This window comes from Cryobacterium sp., from assembly GCF_025463825.1.
Classification (GTDB): domain Bacteria; phylum Actinomycetota; class Actinomycetes; order Actinomycetales; family Microbacteriaceae; genus Cryobacterium.
Genome location: NZ_JAODBG010000145.1, coordinates 1 through 15824 on the forward strand (window position 1 = coordinate 1; position 15824 = coordinate 15824).

Here is a 15824-nt window from a genome sequence, read left to right on the forward strand (position 1 = left end):
CTCCGAGACCTCCACGGATCCGGGATCGTCTACGCGCTGACCGTGGCCGCGGCCGAGGACACCGCCCGGCTGCTGCGCGAGGCGGGCCACGAGGTGCAGGCCTACACCGGGCGCACCGATGCCGGCGAGCGCGAGGGGCTCGAGCAGGCGCTCAAGCACAACCGCGTCAAGGCGCTCGTCGCGACGAGCGCGCTCGGCATGGGCTTCGACAAGCCCGACCTCGGCTTCGTGCTGCACCTGGGCGCCCCCAGCTCCCCCGTCGCCTACTACCAGCAGGTCGGCCGCGCCGGCCGCGCCACCGAGAACGCCGATGTGCTGCTGTTGCCCGGGGTGGAGGACGAAGCCATCTGGCAGTACTTCGCCACCTCGTCGATGCCCAGTCAGCACAAGGCCGAGGCGGTGCTCAACGCCCTGGCCGCCACGGGCGGCGCCCCGCTGTCGACCCCGGCGCTGGAGGCCAGGGTGGACCTGCGGCGTTCCCCGCTCGAGCTGCTGCTCAAGGTGCTCGACGTGGACGGCGCCGTGCGCCGGGTCACCGGCGGCTGGGTGGCTACCGGGCAACCGTGGGTCTACGACAGCGACCGGTACGAGCGCATCGGCGCCGCGCGGGTGAACGAGCAGAACGCGATGCTCGAGTACGAGCGCACCACCGGCTGCCGCATGGAATTCCTGCAGCGCGCCCTCGACGACGACACCGCCGTGCCCTGTGGCCGCTGCGACAACTGCACCGCACCGTGGTACCCCACCGAGGTGCTGGCCGGCGCCGCCAGCACCGCCGCTTCCGCCCTCGACCGGGTGGGTGTGGCCCTGGAGCCGCGCGCCCAGTGGCCCACCGGCGCCGACCGGCTCGGCGTGGCCGCGAAGGGCCGCATCGACCCCGGCGACCGGATCCTGCCCGGCCGGGCACTGGCCCGGCTCACCGACCTGGGCTGGGGCAACACCCTGCGGGAGGTCTTCGCGCCCGGCACCCCGGATGCGCCCGCATCGGCGGCCCTGCTGGCCGCCTGCGTACGGGTGCTCGCCGAATGGGGCTGGTCGGAGCGGCCCGTCGGCGTGGTGGCCATGCCGTCGCGCCGGCATCCGTTGCTCGTGGCGTCGGTGGCGGCCGAGCTGAGCCGGGTCGGCCGTCTGCCGCTGCTGGGCACGGTCAGCCTGGTGGGCGCCGGACCCACCGGCGAGACCGGCGGCAACAGCGCCTACCGGCTGTCGAGCGTCTGGGGCGCCTTCGAGGTGGGCCACGAGCTCGCCGAGAACGTGGCCGGCGCCACCGGACCGGTGCTGCTGGTCGACGATCTCGGCGACAGCCGGTGGACACTGACCGTGGCCGGCCGGTTGCTCCGGCGCGCCGGAGCGCCCGCAGTACTGCCGTTCGCGCTGGCGCTGCGGTCCTGACGGGCTGAGGCCGACCGGCCTAGCCGACTACGTGGAGTCGAAAGTTCTTGCGCTCACCGGCCTCGTTGGTGTCCTGCCCGTGGGCGGCGAAGACCGACAGGCGTACAAGATCGGCACCGCGCAGCCCCGGCCAGCCCTGCACCTGACGGCGCCACTCGCTCGGAACGGCCGCCAGGCCCCACCGGGCGGCGAGCAGCGCCCCGGCGGCCCCGGCCACGGCGTCGGTGTTGCCACCGCCGCGGATGGCGGTCTCCAGGCCCCGGCGGAACTGGGAGGAATCCGTGTCAGGAGTGTGCACGATCGCCGACCAGGCGCCCTGCAGGGCCTGCACAACCCAGCCGTTGCGCGTGAAGTCGCGCGGTTGCCTGCCCTCCGCGTGCACGAGGCGAGCCGACCAGAGCTGCCGGCGCGCGGGTGGAAGGGCGTCCAGGCCCACGCGCATGTCGAGTTCGCCCTCGAGCACGGCATGTCGGATGGCGAGCCCCCAGAGCACACAAGCATCCCCGGCATCGGTCTCGCAGTGGGTGAGGTCGCTGAGTTCGCGCGCGGCAGCCGCGAGAGCCCCGGGGTCGTGCAGGTACGCGAGCGCCACTGGCGCGGTGCGCAGCAGGCATCCGCTGCCGGCGCTGCGGCCGAGGCGGCCGTGTTGCTCCCGCGCTTTCCGGCGCACGCCGGCGGCAGTCGGGTCGGACCCGGCCAGCGCCGCCTCGAGCTGCAGGCCGGCGAAGGGCGCGGTGGTGGCCCAATCCACCCACTCGGCGGCGATGATGTCGAGGGTGGATTCCGCGCTCAGGTCCAGTCCGTCGGCGGCCGCCTGGGCCACGGGCACGGCGAGGGCCGTGTAGTCGGACCACTCTCCCGCCGCCCAGTGCGCCCCGGTGGCCGACCGGCCTGCGACGTCACCGTCCGAGTCTCCGCGCATGCCGATGGGGACATCCGGAGGTAATGGACCGGCGAAGGCGTACCCCGCTCCCAGGGCATCCCCACAGGCCATGCCCAGCAAAACAGCGGACGAACGATCATGTTGAAGCATCGACAATTTCACGCGTACTCCTTCGGGTTGAGTGCGACGGCGGCAGCCTATGCCGAAAGCCTCCCTGCCGACAGGTGGCTGGACGCGCCCAGTCAGGGGGTCAAACCGTGTCATCGAGCGTCATCGGAATATTCGATCCAGCCCGGGACTTGTTATCCTACGGTGAGCAGATCCGCCGCCACCCGCCTCCCAAACCAACACCAGGATGAACCGACACATGATGCGCAAATTCACCACAGCAACCGTCCTCTCCTTCGCAGCGGTGGTCGCCCTGGCCGGATGCAGCGGCTCCTCCGCAGCTCCGAATGACGATTCCAGCGCCGGCACCCTCGACGATTCGCTCAGCTCGGTCCTGGAATCCGGCACCCTGACCATCGGCACCGAAGGCACCTACCGGCCGTTCTCGTACCACGCCGACGGCTCCGGCGATCTGACCGGGTATGACGTGGAGGTGGCCCGTGCCGTCGCCGACCAGCTCGGCGTCGAGGCCGAATTCGAAGAGACCCAGTGGGACGCGATCTTCGCCGGCCTGGAGGCCGGCCGGTTCGACACCATCGCCAATCAGGTGTCGATCACCCCGGAGCGCGAGGAGTCCTACGTCTTCTCCACCCCGTACACCTTCTCCACCGGCGTCATCGTCGTGCCGGAAGCCAACACCGACATCACCTCGTTCGACGACCTCGCCGGCAAGACCACGGCACAGTCGCTCACCAGTAACTGGAACGCCCTTGCGACCGAGAGCGGCGCCACCGTGCAGGGCGTCGAGGGCTGGGCGCAGTCCGTGGCGCTGGTCGAGCAGGGCCGCGTGGATGCCACCATCAACGACAAGCTCACCTACCTCGACTACAAGAAGCAGACCGGCGCCGCCGGCCTCAAGATCGCGGCCGAGACCGAGGACCGCTCCGAGAGCGCCTTCGCCTTCGCCAAGGACGGCACCGCGCTGGCCGAGGCCGTGTCTGACGCCCTCGCCACGTTGAGCGAAGACGGCACCCTGGCCTCGATCTCCGACACCTACTTCGGGGCCGACGTCTCGCAGTGACCGACTCCACCTGGCAGCTCCTGCTGGATTCGCTGTGGCCGATGATCCAGGGCGCCATCACCGGAACCATCCCCCTGGCGCTGGCCTCCTTCGCCATCGGGCTGGTGCTGGCGCTGGCCGTGGCACTGATGCGGCTGTCCCGACGGAGCTGGCTGTCCTCGATCGCCCGGGTCTACATCTCCCTGGTGCGCGGCACGCCGCTGCTCGTGCAGCTGTTCGTGATTTTCTACGGGTTGCCCTCGATCGGCGTGGTCATCGACCCCTGGCCCAGTGCGATCATCGCCTTCTCGATCAACGTCGGCGGTTACGCGGCCGAGGTCATCCGCGCGGCCATCCTCTCGGTGCCCAAGGGGCAGTGGGAGGCCGCCTACATGATCGGCATGTCGCATCGGCGCGCCCTGACCCGCATCATCCTGCCGCAGGCGGCACGGGTGTCGGTGCCGCCGCTGTCCAACACCTTCATCAGCCTCGTCAAGGACACCTCCCTGGCCTCGCTGATCCTCGTCACCGAGCTGTTCCGCGAGGCCCAGCAGGTGGCCGCGTTCAGCGGACAGTTCATGGCTCTCTACCTCGAGGCTGCGCTGCTGTACTGGGTCATCTGCCTGGTGCTCTCCAGCGGCCAGGGCGTGCTCGAGAAGCGATTGGACCGTTATGTCGCCCACTGAATTCCCCGCCGCGTCGCCCGCCGCCGGGCCCACCCCGGCGCTGCTCACGGTTCGCGGCCTGCGGAAGAGCTTCGGGGCCAACCAGGTCCTGAAATCCGTCGACCTCACCGTCGCGCGCGGCGAGGTGCTGGCCCTGATCGGGCCGTCCGGTTCGGGCAAGACCACGGTGCTGCGCTGCCTGAACGGCCTCGAGATCGCCGACGGCGGCACCATCGAGATCGTCGGCGCCCAGGACGCGTCGCACGCGCCCGTGGTCATCGACTTCGCCCGGGCGCACGGCTCCCGCGCCGGCGTGCCCAAGAAGGCACTCGGCACCCTGCGTGACCGTTCCGCCATGGTCTTCCAGCACTACAACCTGTTTCCGCACAAGACCGTCCTCGAGAACGTGATGGAGGGTCCGCTCGTCGTGCAGCGCCGCCCTCGCGCCGAGGTGGAAGCCGAAGCGCTGGCCCTGCTCGAACGGGTCGGACTCGCCGAGAAGCGGGACAGCTACCCGTTCGAGCTCTCCGGCGGCCAACAGCAGCGGGTGGGCATCGTGCGCGCCCTGGCGCTCCGCCCCACCCTGCTGCTCTTCGACGAGCCCACCAGCGCCCTCGACCCCGAACTCGTCGGTGACGTGCTCCGGCTGATCAAGGAGCTCGCCGGCGAGGGCTGGACCATGGTGATCGTCACCCACGAGCTCGAGTTCGCCCGGGAGGTGGCCACGGAGGTCGCCTTCGTCGATGGTGGCACCATCGTGGAACACGGCGACCCCCGGGAGATGCTGCGGAACCCGCAGCACGAGCGCACCCGGCAGTTCCTGCACCGGCTGCTCTTCCCCTTCTAGGCACAGGCCTTTCCAGGCACAGGCCTTTCTCGTCGCGGTGGCCGGCGTCGCCGGTGGCATAACCTGAACAGGTGAATTCTCCAGCCGTGCCTGCCAGGGCCCACGATCGACTCTCCCCGTTCCGACGGGTGGTGGGAGTGCTGCGCATCCTGCTGGCCGCACTCGTGTTGACGGCGATCATCACCCAGATCACCGACCAGCTCCTCAACAACGCCTTCGATGCGGCCGGCTACTTCGGCTTCTTCACCATCCAGTCCGCCCTGATGAACGTGGTCGTGCTCTCGGTGGGTGGCGTGTTCGCCCTGCGCGTGGCCGCCGAGCCCGAACTGCTGGCCCGGGTGCGGATGTCGACGCTGTCGTACTCCGTGATCACCGGCGTGGTCTACAATCTGCTGCTGCGCAACCTGCCCTCCGATGGCAGTTTCGAGGGCATCGGCTGGCCCAACGAGATCCTGCACGTGTGGGCGCCGACCCTGATCGTGCTGGACTGGCTGCTGGCTCCCGGCCGCCCGGCGCTGGCCTGGAAGGCGATCGGGTTCGCCCTGGTCTACCCGCTGACCTGGCTGGCCTATGCCCTGCTGCGCGGGACGTTCACCGACTGGTGGACCTATCCGTTCCTCAACCCCGACGAACCGGGCGGCTGGCCGTCGGTGCTGCTGCACATCGTCGTGATCGCCGTGGTGATCGTTCTCATCTCGGCCGCGGCAATCGGTGTGAGCCGGATCGGGCGCCGCGGCTCCCTGGCCCTGGCCAGCGACCCCGCCTGAGCGTCACCTGCCGTTCACCTCGGCGCGGGACACTAGCCGGCATGACACCCCCAGCCACCGACCGGGAGCGAGCCTCCGCCGACCTGGTCGCCCAGCGCGGCCGGGAACTGGCCGCCGCCGTCGCACCGGCCTGATCCTCGCCCTGGCGCTGCTCGCCGCGGGGGTGGGAACCGGCGACGCCGTGGCCGCCACGCTGACCACGGATGCGGATCCGCTCGCCCTGTTGGACACCCTGGCAGCCATCGGCGCGCTCGGCGGCCCCGAAGCGTACCTCCTCCGGCACGGGCTCACGGTGTCGCAGTTCCATGCCCTGCGGGAGCGGTTCGCCGGCGATGAGGCCGGTCTCGCGGCCGGGGACGTGAGCTGAGGCTCAGCGCGCGAGCACCAGCTTGCGTTCGCGCATGGCGAGGAACAGTGGGAACGCGAACGCGAACGCGACGAACAGCCCGAGCAGCACATACGCCCAGCCGGCCTTCATGCGGAGCCGGCGGGCCTCGACGAGGATCAGGATGCTGCCGGCGATGAACGCGACCAGGAGGTCCGTGGTCAGCGAGGAGACGGCCGGACCGCTCATGGTCCAGTCGGCGAGGAAGTTCCGCGCCTCGAGGACCGCCTGCACTTCCAGGTCACGGTGCCGATCAGGCCGACCACGGCGAGGGCGAGGTAGACGAAGACGGGGGTGGTCCAGCACCGGCGGTGGCGCGGGCGTCTGCGGGGTGCTGGGCTGCGAGGCTCATACCCCCCAGTGTGCCGCGATCTGCTCGATCGCGGCACACGCGTTTCAGCCGACCGGTCCGGCGATCAGGGTGGCGTCGGCGCTGTGCGCGGCGCCGGCGGCATCCACCCAGTCGATCGTGACGGTGTCGCCGGGCTCGTAGCCGGCCAGGGTCGCCGAGAGCGCGGTCGCGGTGGCGACGCCGGTGCCGTCGACGGCGGTGATGGTGTCGCCGGCGGTGAGTCCGATGGTCTCGGCCGGAGTGTCCGCGATGACGCCGCCGACGAGAGCGGTGTCCGAGTCAGTCGTCGTGCCGGTTCTGGTGGTCGAACCCAGGGCGATGCCGAGGAACGCGGGGTAGCCCACCGAGATGGTGTCGGTGTCCACGCCGGTGGCGGCGGCCGCGTCGATGGCGTCGACGATCACGAGGGCGTCTTCGATGGGGATCGCATAGCCGGTGACGTTCGTGGTGCCGGAGGAGGCGGCGGTGTCGATGCCGATGACCTCGCCGTCGGCGTCGTAGAGCGGTCCACCGGATTCGCCGGACTCGATGTCGGCGTCGACCTCGATCAGGCCGGTGAGGTCCTCGGCGTCGGAACCGTCGGAGCTCTGCGCGGTGATGGACTGCTCAAGGCTGAGCACGGTGCCGGCCGCGGCGGTGAGGTCGCCGGTGCCGTTGGCGTTGCCCACCCCGGTGACGGCGTCGCCGACGGCGACCTCGCCCGTGGTGTCGAGGTCGGCCACGGCGAGCCCGCTGGCGTCGACGAGTTCGAGCACGGCGATGTCGTCGGTGGCGTCGGTACCGACGACCTCGGCGACGTACTCGACGCCGGTGGAGACCACGGTCACCGTGATGCTGCTGGCGCCCGCCACGACGTGATTGTTGGTGAGGATGCGGCCGTCTGAGGTGAGGACCAGGCCGGTGCCCGCCGCAGCGGCGCCCTCGTAGTCGAGCGCGGTGTCGATCACGACGACGCCGACCGACTGGGCGTCGGTGGCCGTGGTGGTGTCGAGGGTGGTTGTGCCGGGCTCGCTCGTGCCGTTCTGGCCGCCGTAGCCGCCGGCCCCGCCGGCCAGCCCGCCGAAGGACTGGGTGCCGCCGTAGCTGTCAGGACCGGTGGCATCGCTCGAGGCCGTGGTGTCGGTCTGGGTGGTGGCCGCGGCGGCGGCGACCTGGCTCCCGACGGCCGTGGCGGCGACGACAAGACCGGTGCCGGCGGAGCCGACCACGAGCGCGGCCGCCAGGCCCATGGCCACGACGGTGCCGGTGCGCCAGCGTTGGTGGTGGGCCGTCGTGGTCTCTGCCGGTGCGTCGAACTCGCTCATGCTCTGTGTCCTTTCCTGGGCGCCCGGGGAACCGGTTCGCGTCTGGATCCAGACAAGCCGTCGAAGCTATGTGCCGGCTATGACACGACCAAGGATGCGCTGTCGATTTCGCTGTACCCCTGCGGAGTCACCCGGATCTGCAGTTTCGCCGGGATCTGTTCCTTCATCGACTCGACGTGGCTGATCAGGCCGATGGTGCGGCCGCCGGCGCGCAGGCTGTCCAGGGTGCTCATGGCCGTTTCCAGGGTCTCGGCGTCCAGGGAGCCGAAGCCCTCGTCCACGAAGAGGGTGTCCAGTGCGATGCCGCCGGCCTGGTTTGAGACCACCTCGGCCAGGCCGAGGGCGAGCGCCAGTGAGGCCAGGAACGTCTCACCGCCGGAGAGCGAGTGCGTGGCCCTTGCGCGGCCGGTGTGCTCGTCGCGGATGGCCAGGCCGAGGCCGGCCTGACTGCCGCGATACTGCAGGGCGTCGTCGTGCTCGAGGGCGTACCGGCCGCCGGTCATCGTGCGCAGCCGGTTGTTTGCGGCGGCGATGATCTCCTCGAGTTGGGCGGCCAGGACGTAGGTCTCCAGCTTCATGCGCTTGGTGTTGGGGTCGTCCCCGTGCACCACGGCGGCGAGCTGGCGTACCTGGGCCTGGGTGGCGAGCAGGTCGGCGGCGAGGGCGAACCGGGCCCGGGCATCCGCCACGAGTGCGGTGAGGGCCGCGGCGCGCTCCCGCAGTGATTCCCGGCGGGCGATGGCGGCGTCACGGGCGGCGGCAGCGGCATCGCGGGCGAGCCGGGCCGGTGCCACGTCGACGAGGTCCGCGGGCAGCCCGGCCAGGGCCGGCTCGGCGAGCACGCCGCGGGCTGCGGCGTGCTCGTCGTCGTGGGCGCGGATGACGGCGTGACCGGCCTGCACCTCCGGAGGGGTGAGCCGGGCGGCGACGGCCGCGGCTTCGTCGGCGAAGCCCTCCTCGGTCAACTGCCGGGTGAGCGTGTCGGCGGCGGCCTGCGCGGTGCGCCGCGCGGCCGCCGCGCGAGCCAGCGCGTCGGCCAGCGCCCGGGCGGCGTCGAGTTCGGCCCGCAGGGCGCCGGCCCGCTCGGTGACGGTGCCGAAGCCGGCCCGCTGCGCGTGCACCCTGGCCTCGATGCTCTCGTGTTCGGTGCGGAGCCGGGCCAGCTGCACGGTGGCCTCGTCCCGAGCCAGCTGCAGGGGGGCGAGAGCCGCCTGGGCTTCGGCCTGGTCGGCGCGCAGCCGGGCGAGGCCGGCTTCGAGGCCGGGTACCCGGGCGAGCTGCTTCGTGGCCGCGGCCAACGCATCCTGCGCCTGCCGGAGGGCTGCGTCGAGTTCGGCGTCGAGGTCAGCGTCGACGTCAGCCGTGTCGGCTCCGCCGGCCCGGGTTCGGGCTTCGGTGAGCCGGGTGGCGACCTGCTGGGACTCGGCGCGGGCGGCGTCGACGGCGAGCTGCCGGCGCCCCATCAGGCTCCGGGCGTCGGCCAGGTCGGCCTCGGTGACGGGTTCGGTGTCGCCCGTCATCGGTGCCGGGTGCTCGGTGGCGCCGCAGACCGCGCACGGAGCGCCGTCCTCGAGGGAGGCGGCGAGCTCAACGGCGAAGCCCCCGAGCCTCGCGTCGACGAGGTCCTGGTATCGCACGGCGGCCGCGGTGTTCAGTGCCACGGCCTCCCGCTCGGCACGGTGCACCCCCACCAGCTCGGTTTCCAGCCGGCGCACATCTTCGGCCGCGGCCAGCGCGGTTTCTGCCCGCGCCAGCGCGGCCTCCGCTTCGGGGGCGCGGGCGGCAGCGAGGGTTGCCTCGGCGAGGGCGTCCGTCGCGGCGTCGATCCGCTCCGGCAGGGCGAGCAGCAGCAGCCGGGCGATGTCGAGGGCCCGCACGTGGTCGGCGGAGCGGCTCTCGAGGTCGGTGATCTGCGCCTGGAGGCCGGGCAACCGGCCTTCCTCGGCGAGGATGTCGTCCAGGCCACCGAGCTGGCGCAGCCGGTCGTCGATCAGTGCGCCAAGGGCGTCGGCATCGGCGGCGGCATCCGCGGGTGCGGTCAGGCTCTGTTGCCACGCCGCTCGCGCGGCGGTCTCGGCCACCGCGGCGGCGGCAACGTCCGCCTCGGCGTCCCGGCGGGCCCGCACCTGCGGCCAGACCCTGGCGGCGTGCTCGGCCAGCCGCAGGGCTTCCCGCCGGGTGAGGATCTCCGGTGCGCTCGCGTCGAGCGCGGTCAGGGTGCGCGCGGCCGCGTCCCGGCGGTCCTGCCGGCGGCGGAGGTCCTCGGCGCTCTCGTACTCCACGGTCGCGGCGGCCAGCGCAGCGGTGGCGGTCTCGGCATGGCCGGACTGGGTGGCCACGCGTTCCTCGAGGCCCCGCAGGGCCGCCTCGAACCAACCGAGGTCCGGCTGGTCGGGCTGGGCCGGCTGGGCCGGCTGGTCCGGCGCAACGGCCGGGTCCGCGTTCTCGTCCGCCGCGTCCGCGTCCCGCCATGCCTGCCGCAGCGTCGCTGCCACGAGGCCGTCGATCTCGTGGCGCACGAGCGACAGCTCGTCGTCGAGGGCCTTGCGGCGGGCGAGCAGTTCCGCCTCCAGCTGCTGGAACCGCAGGGTGCCGAAAAGGGTGCGCAGCACGGTGAGCCGGTCATCGGTCTTGGCCAGCAGGAACCGCTGGAACCGGTTCTGGGCGAGCAGGATCACCTGCAGGAACTGGTCCTGCTTGAGCGGCAGGATGAGACTGAGTTCGTTGCCCACATCCACCGGGCGGGCGGCGATGCCGACCCAGTCCCCGGTGAGGGTGTCGAGTCGGTCGAGGCGGGCATCCGGCTGTGCCGTGGTGGTGCCGACGCCGCGCTTCTTGGGCTTTTCGAAGCGTGGGGTGCGGTAGACCCGGTAGGTGTCGCCCTTGAGGGTGAATTCGAGTTCGACGAAGCTCGGGTCGGCGGGGTCGCAGTGGTCGCTGCGGAGCCGCAGTTCGCTGCCGTCGAAGCGCGGCACCGAGCCGTACAGGGCGAAGCAGATGGCGTCCAAGATGCTGGACTTGCCCGCCCCGGTCTTGCCGGTGATGAGGAAGATCCCGTCGGCATCGAAGCGGGTGAAATCCACCTCCTGTTCGGTCTTGTACGGGCCGAATCCGGCGATGCGCAACCTGGTGATCTTCATGCCGAGGCCTCCGCCCTCGCGAGCACCTCGGCGACCAGGTCGCGCTCGAAGTCGCTCTGGCCCACGCCGTTGCGCACGAATTCCAGGAACCCGGCCACGATCTCGGGGTCGCTCTTGTGCTGAACGCGTTCGGCGTAGGTGGCGGCCGCGGGGGTGGTGGTGATTGCCGGGCGGTGCTCCAGGGCGACGCAGTGCGGGAATCGCGCCTGCATGGTGCGCATGCCGTCCAACGGTCGCACCTGGTCGGTCAGAACGGCGGCGACCCAGTCGCCCTCGGCCTGAGCGAACTCGGCGTCGTTGGCCAGCGCCGCCAGGTCGCCGGTGAGCACGCTCAGGCGGCGGGGCACCGGCAGGTCGACCCACTCGACGGCCCCCAGGCCCTCGGCATCGAGTTCGACCAGCCAGGCGCCGCGCGGCTTGTCCGCCTCGGCGAACGAGTAGTGCAGCGGGGCGCCGGAGTAGCGCACCCGGTCGGTGAGACGGGCGCGGCCGTGGATGTGGCCCAGTGCCACGTAGTCCGGGCCGTCGAAGACGCTGACCGGTACGAGGTCCAGGCCGCCGGCGCTGATGTCGCGCTCCACGTCGCTGGCGGCCACGCCCGCCGCGAAGCAGTGCGAGAGCACCACGGACCGGCCGCCGCGCTCGGCGAGGTCGGTGCGCACCTGGCGCATGGCAAGGCCGAGGACCTGTTCGTGGGTCTTGAGGAGCTCATCGGGGTAGTGGTGCCGCACCAGGGCCGGCTCGAGGAACGGGATGCCGTAGAAGTGCACCGGGCCGTGCTCGTCGTCGACGGTGATCGGGGTGCGGTACTGGTCGAACCCGGTGATGACGTGGATGCCGGCCAGGCCCGCCCACTCGGACTGGAAGCCGAGGCGGGTGGCGGAGTCGTGGTTGCCGCTGGTGACCACGACCCTGGCGCCGGTGGCGTGCAGGCGCTGCAGGGTGCCGCTGAGGAGGGCGTAGCTGTCGGCCGAGGGCGTCGCGGAGTCGAAGACGTCACCGGCTACGGCGACCACGTCGACGCCGCGGTCACGCACGATCTCGACCAGGCCGTCGAGAACGACGCGCAGGTGGTCGAGGGTCGAGTGGGTGTGGAAGGTGCGCCCGATATGCCAGTCACTCGTGTGCAGGATCTTCATGCTCTCACGCTACCTCCGGCCACCGACACGACCGGTTCACGCGGCGCGCGTGTGCGTTCCCCGTCGGATTCTCAGGCCCGGCCACGGGCAGACAACCGCAGCCGGATGCGCGCCACCAGCGCGGTTGGGTCGCGCAGGTCGTCGTCGGTGAACTGCAGCACCTGCCAGCCGTTGTCTTCCAGCCGGCCGGTGCGGCGGATGTCTGAGCGCCACTGGGCGCGGTCGGTGCGGTGCTGGTCGCCCTGGTATTCCAGGAACAGCTTGTACTCGGGATAGACCAGGTCTCCCCTGGCCAGGAAGATCCCGTCGTCGTCGAACACCTCGAGGTTGCACTCGGGTTCGGGCAGGCCGGCCAGCACGATGATCACCCGGAGCACGGACTCGCGGGGCGATTCGGAGCGGGTGCGCAGGAGTGGGAGGGCGGTGCGGGCTTGTTTGATTCCGCTGCGGCTGGGGTACCGGTCCAAGGCAGAGCCCAACTCGCCCAGGGTGACGAGCGGGGATCGCCACTGCACGAGAGCGTCACCGATCGCCACCAGTTCCCCCAGGGTGAGGGACCCTGCGAGATCCAGCCAGGTTCGTGCCGGGCCGGTGAGGCGGAGGAATCCGCGGTCGACGAGGTCATCGGGATCGATCCGCATGCTGTGGCCGACGATGTCCCGCGCGAGCATTGCCCGACCTGGAGCGGCGCAACCCACATGTAGCGGGCGGAGCCGGGCCAGCCGCCCCGGAACGGGCAGACCCAGCAACAGCGCGGCGGTGACATGGGTGAAGAAAGCGTCCGGCCGCATCCGCACCTGGAGGGCGCGGCAGAGCGCCTCGACATCGGAGCGACGTACCGGAAGTTTCGGCCGGCTCCCCTCCGACGAGTCTGTGAATGCTGCAGGAGCGCGGACGCCCCAGAACGGGCGCTCGAGGTCGCCACCGTCGAGCCGCGACGTGCTCGCCCCGGCGCGGACAGCATCGCCGATCCGGAACGCGCGATCGGCCCAGCCGTCGGGGAGCGGAATGCGTGCGGTCACCGGTCGAGAGTGCCTCATCACGCCACTCCCCCGCCGGTTCTCTCCACAGGTGGTCAGCCAGCGAACTCGATTGCAAACTTCCTGCCTTCGTTTCCGAATCGAAGGAGGGAAGTTTGCAAACGAGCTGCGCATCGGCGCTGGGCGCACGCGCGGATCTTTGTTTGTCTGTGTTTGTGTTGACTTCGCGGGGAAGCGGGGCTAATGTCGGGCATAGCAAAAGTGTCCCGGGCACCCTCCCGTGCGCACCCCCTGAAGTTCTCACCGTCGAGGAGGCCCGATGTTCGCCGAAGAGCGTCAGTCGATGATCGCCGAACTGGTCTCCGACCGCAGCCGTGTCACGGTGAACGAACTCGCCCTCCGCTTCGACATCACGCCGGAGACCGTTCGCCGCGACCTCTCCGTGCTCGAACTCAGCCGGCACCTGCGCCGGGTGCACGGCGGCGCCGTGGCCATCGACCGGCTTAGCATGTCCGAGCCCAGCCTCGAGGAGCGCCAGAGTCAGCACCACGACGAGAAGGCCCGCATCGCCGACGCCGCGCTGGCCATGATCCCCGCGAGCACTACCGGCTCGATCATCCTGGACTCCGGCACCACCACCGAACTCCTCGCCGACCGCCTGCTCGACTGGACGCCTGCCAAGACCGGTGATCAGCTCCTGGTCATCACGAATGCGCTGCCCATCGCCTACAAGCTCGCCGGCAACGAGGCCATCTCGCTGCAGATCCTCGGCGGCCGGGTGCGCGGCCTCACCCGGGCGATCGTGGGCACCCGCACCACCCAGATGCTCGACGCCATGCGCCCCGACATCGCGTTCGTGGGCGCCAACGGCGTGGCCGCCGACTTCGGCTTCAGCACCCCCGACTCCGTCGAGGCCGCTGTCAAGACCGCCATCGTGCGCTCCGCCCGCCGCGTCGTCGCCCTCGCCGACTCCTCCAAGCTCGACCAGGAGGCCCTGGTCCGGTTCGCCGCCCTGAGCGATATCGACGCGCTCGTCACCGACGCTCCCCCTTCCCCCAAACTTGCCGAGGCCCTGGCCGCGGCGGATGTCGAGGTCGTAATCGCATGATCGTCACACTCACCCCCAACCCCAGCCTCGACCGCACCATCGAGCTCGCCGGCCCCCTCGGCCGCGGCGACGTGCAGCGCGCGGTCGACGCGCACCAGGAGCCGGGGGGCAAGGGCGTCAACATCTGCCGCGCCCTCACCGCATCCGGCATTGAGAGCCTGGCGATCCTGCCGGGCGACGCCACCGACCCGGTCCTCGTCGCGCTCACCGCGCAGGGCATCCCGCACCTGGGCCTGCCGATCAATGCCACCCTGCGCAGCAACATCGCCATCACCGAACCCGACGGCACCACCACCAAGGTCAACGAACCCGGCCCGGCGCTCAGCGCCGAGCAGCAGGCCGCCCTGATCGAGCTGGTGCTCGAGAAGGCCGACGGCGCCCGCTGGCTCGTGCTGGCCGGGTCACTGCCGCCAGGGGTGCCGGACTCCTTCTACGCCGACCTCACGCTGGCGCTCCGTGCCCGGTTCGGCTCGGCTGCCCCCAAGGTCGCCATCGACTCCTCCGGCGCTCCCCTGGCCGCGGCGATCAGCGCCGGCCCCGACCTGCTCAAGCCCAACGCCGACGAGTTGGCCGAGCTCACCGGCATCGCCGACCCGGAGAGCCTCGAGGCCGACCCGCACCTGGCCGCCCGCGCCGCGCACACCCTCATCACCGCGGGGGTCGGCGCCGTGCTGGCCACCCTGGGATCCCAGGGCGCGCTGCTGGTCACCGCCGCCGGCTACTGGCTCGCCACCCGTCCCCCGATCGCCGCGGTCTCCACCGTCGGCGCCGGAGATTCTTCGCTGGCAGGCTTCCTGCTCCGCGACCTGGCCGGAGCATCCGCCCCGGACTGCCTGCGTCAGGCCGTCGCCCACGGCGCCGCTGCCGCGTCCCTGCCCGGCTCAACCGTGCCGGCCGTGTCCCAAACAGATCCCAGCGCCGTCACCGTGACGGCTTATGCCACCCATCCAAAGGAGGATGACCAGTGAATGCACTGATTACCCCAGAGCTCGTTGCTTTGGACCAGAACCTCGGGAACGCACCGTCGACCGTGATCCGGCACCTCGCCGGCCTCGTGGTCGGAGCGGGCCGGGCCACCGAGATCGAGGGCCTGTACGCCGACGCCCTCGCCCGCGAGGCGAAGACTTCCACCGGCATCCCCGGCGGACTCGCGATCCCGCACTGCCGCTCCTCCGCGGTGACCGAGCCGACGCTGGCCGTTGCCCGCCTCTCGCAGCCCGTCGACTTCGGGTCCGCCGACGGCCCCGCCGACCTGATCTTCATGATCGCCGCCCCCGAGGGCGCCGACCAGGACCACCTGAAGATCCTGTCGAAGCTGGCCCGGTCTCTGATGAAGGCCGACTTCACCCGAGCCCTGCGCGCCGCGACCTCTCCCGAAGAGATCGTGAAGCTGGTCACCGACATCGTCGCGCCCGTTCCGGCGGTCGCCGGAGCCTCGGCCGCCGGAGCAGCCGCCCCGGCCGCGCCGCGCGCCACCGCAGCCCCCACCGGGGCCGGCACCGACGGCACTGCCGCCGCCGGCACCCGCCGCCTCGTTGCCGTCACCGCCTGCCCCACCGGCATCGCGCACACCTACATGGCCGCGGATGCTCTCGTGGCCGCCGCGAAGGAGATGGGCATCGACCTGCAGGTCGAGACCCATGGTTCCGCCGGAGCGACCCCGTTGGCCGCCTCGGTCATCGACGCCGCCGTCG

15 protein-coding genes are annotated in these 15824 nt (G+C 71.4%); 9 read left to right on the top strand and 6 right to left on the bottom strand.

All coding sequences use genetic code 11. The annotated features are described in order from the left end of the window. Nucleotides 1-1392 (top strand): helicase-related protein (locus JWP54_RS17410; protein WP_297374830.1); only part of this gene is annotated, 1392 nt, incomplete at its 5' end. 19 nt (nt 1393-1411) lie between these two features. Here the strand turns inward: JWP54_RS17410 and JWP54_RS17415 are convergent. Then, the gene (locus JWP54_RS17415) at nt 1412-2539 is read right to left on the bottom strand and encodes an ADP-ribosylglycohydrolase family protein (RefSeq protein WP_367274239.1); all 1128 of its coding nucleotides are present in this window, start codon (nt 2537-2539) and stop codon (nt 1412-1414) included. A gap of 103 nt (nt 2540-2642) precedes the next feature. On the opposite strand from JWP54_RS17415, the gene JWP54_RS17420 reads away from it, so the two are divergent. The 5 genes from JWP54_RS17420 (at nt 2643) to JWP54_RS17440 (ending at nt 6089) form a co-directional block, all read left to right on the top strand. Further along, nucleotides 2643-3464: an amino acid ABC transporter substrate-binding protein gene (locus JWP54_RS17420; RefSeq protein WP_297374837.1), complete on the top strand. Its 822-nt coding sequence runs from the start codon at nt 2643-2645 to the stop codon at nt 3462-3464. A 41-nt stretch (nt 3465-3505) separates the two neighbouring features. Beyond that, nucleotides 3506-4129: an amino acid ABC transporter permease gene (locus JWP54_RS17425; protein WP_297374865.1), complete on the top strand. Its 624-nt coding sequence runs from the start codon at nt 3506-3508 to the stop codon at nt 4127-4129. Further along, nucleotides 4116-4955, top strand: coding sequence for an amino acid ABC transporter ATP-binding protein (locus JWP54_RS17430; protein ID WP_297374840.1), 840 nt, complete (start codon nt 4116-4118; stop codon nt 4953-4955). The genes JWP54_RS17425 and JWP54_RS17430 overlap by 14 nt, the downstream gene beginning before the upstream one ends. Before the next feature lie 71 nt (nt 4956-5026). After that, the gene (locus tag JWP54_RS17435) at nt 5027-5722 is read left to right on the top strand and encodes a Pr6Pr family membrane protein (protein WP_297374844.1); all 696 of its coding nucleotides are present in this window, start codon (nt 5027-5029) and stop codon (nt 5720-5722) included. Nucleotides 5723-5885: 163 nt separating this feature from the next. Next, on the top strand, nt 5886-6089 hold the full coding sequence (locus JWP54_RS17440) for a hypothetical protein (protein WP_297374847.1): 204 nt from the start codon (nt 5886-5888) through the stop codon (nt 6087-6089). Nucleotides 6090-6092: 3 nt separating this feature from the next. Here the strand turns inward: JWP54_RS17440 and JWP54_RS17445 are convergent, their stop codons facing one another. From JWP54_RS17445 to JWP54_RS17465, 5 genes are all read right to left on the bottom strand, one after another. Beyond that, nucleotides 6093-6341: a DUF2834 domain-containing protein gene (locus tag JWP54_RS17445; protein WP_367274240.1), complete on the bottom strand. Its 249-nt coding sequence runs from the start codon at nt 6339-6341 to the stop codon at nt 6093-6095. 162 nt (nt 6342-6503) lie between these two features. Beyond that, nucleotides 6504-7763, bottom strand: coding sequence for a trypsin-like peptidase domain-containing protein (locus tag JWP54_RS17450; protein ID WP_297374850.1), 1260 nt, complete (start codon nt 7761-7763; stop codon nt 6504-6506). Between the two features lie 77 nt (nt 7764-7840). Further along, nucleotides 7841-10903 carry an SMC family ATPase gene (locus JWP54_RS17455; RefSeq protein WP_297374853.1) on the bottom strand — a complete coding sequence of 1021 codons (3063 nt, stop codon included), beginning with the start codon at nt 10901-10903 and terminating at the stop codon, nt 7841-7843. Continuing rightward, a complete protein-coding gene (locus JWP54_RS17460; protein ID WP_297374856.1) occupies nt 10900-12042 on the bottom strand; it encodes an exonuclease SbcCD subunit D in 1143 nt (380 codons plus the stop codon). Before JWP54_RS17460 ends, JWP54_RS17455 begins: the two co-directional genes overlap by 4 nt. Before the next feature lie 71 nt (nt 12043-12113). Then, nucleotides 12114-13064 carry a DUF559 domain-containing protein gene (locus JWP54_RS17465; protein WP_297374859.1) on the bottom strand — a complete coding sequence of 317 codons (951 nt, stop codon included), beginning with the start codon at nt 13062-13064 and terminating at the stop codon, nt 12114-12116. A gap of 277 nt (nt 13065-13341) precedes the next feature. On the opposite strand from JWP54_RS17465, the gene JWP54_RS17470 reads away from it, so the two are divergent. The 3 genes from JWP54_RS17470 to JWP54_RS17480 all read left to right on the top strand — a co-directional run. Next, nucleotides 13342-14130, top strand: coding sequence for a DeoR/GlpR family DNA-binding transcription regulator (locus tag JWP54_RS17470; RefSeq protein ID WP_297374861.1), 789 nt, complete (start codon nt 13342-13344; stop codon nt 14128-14130). Then, nucleotides 14127-15098, top strand: a complete 972-nt coding sequence (locus tag JWP54_RS17475) for a 1-phosphofructokinase family hexose kinase (RefSeq protein ID WP_297374863.1) — start codon at nt 14127-14129, stop codon at nt 15096-15098. Before JWP54_RS17470 ends, JWP54_RS17475 begins: the two co-directional genes overlap by 4 nt. Then, nucleotides 15095-15824, top strand: a 730-nt coding sequence (locus JWP54_RS17480) for a fructose PTS transporter subunit IIA (RefSeq protein WP_297374864.1), incomplete at its 3' end; no start/stop codon positions are given. The genes JWP54_RS17475 and JWP54_RS17480, both read left to right, overlap by 4 nt.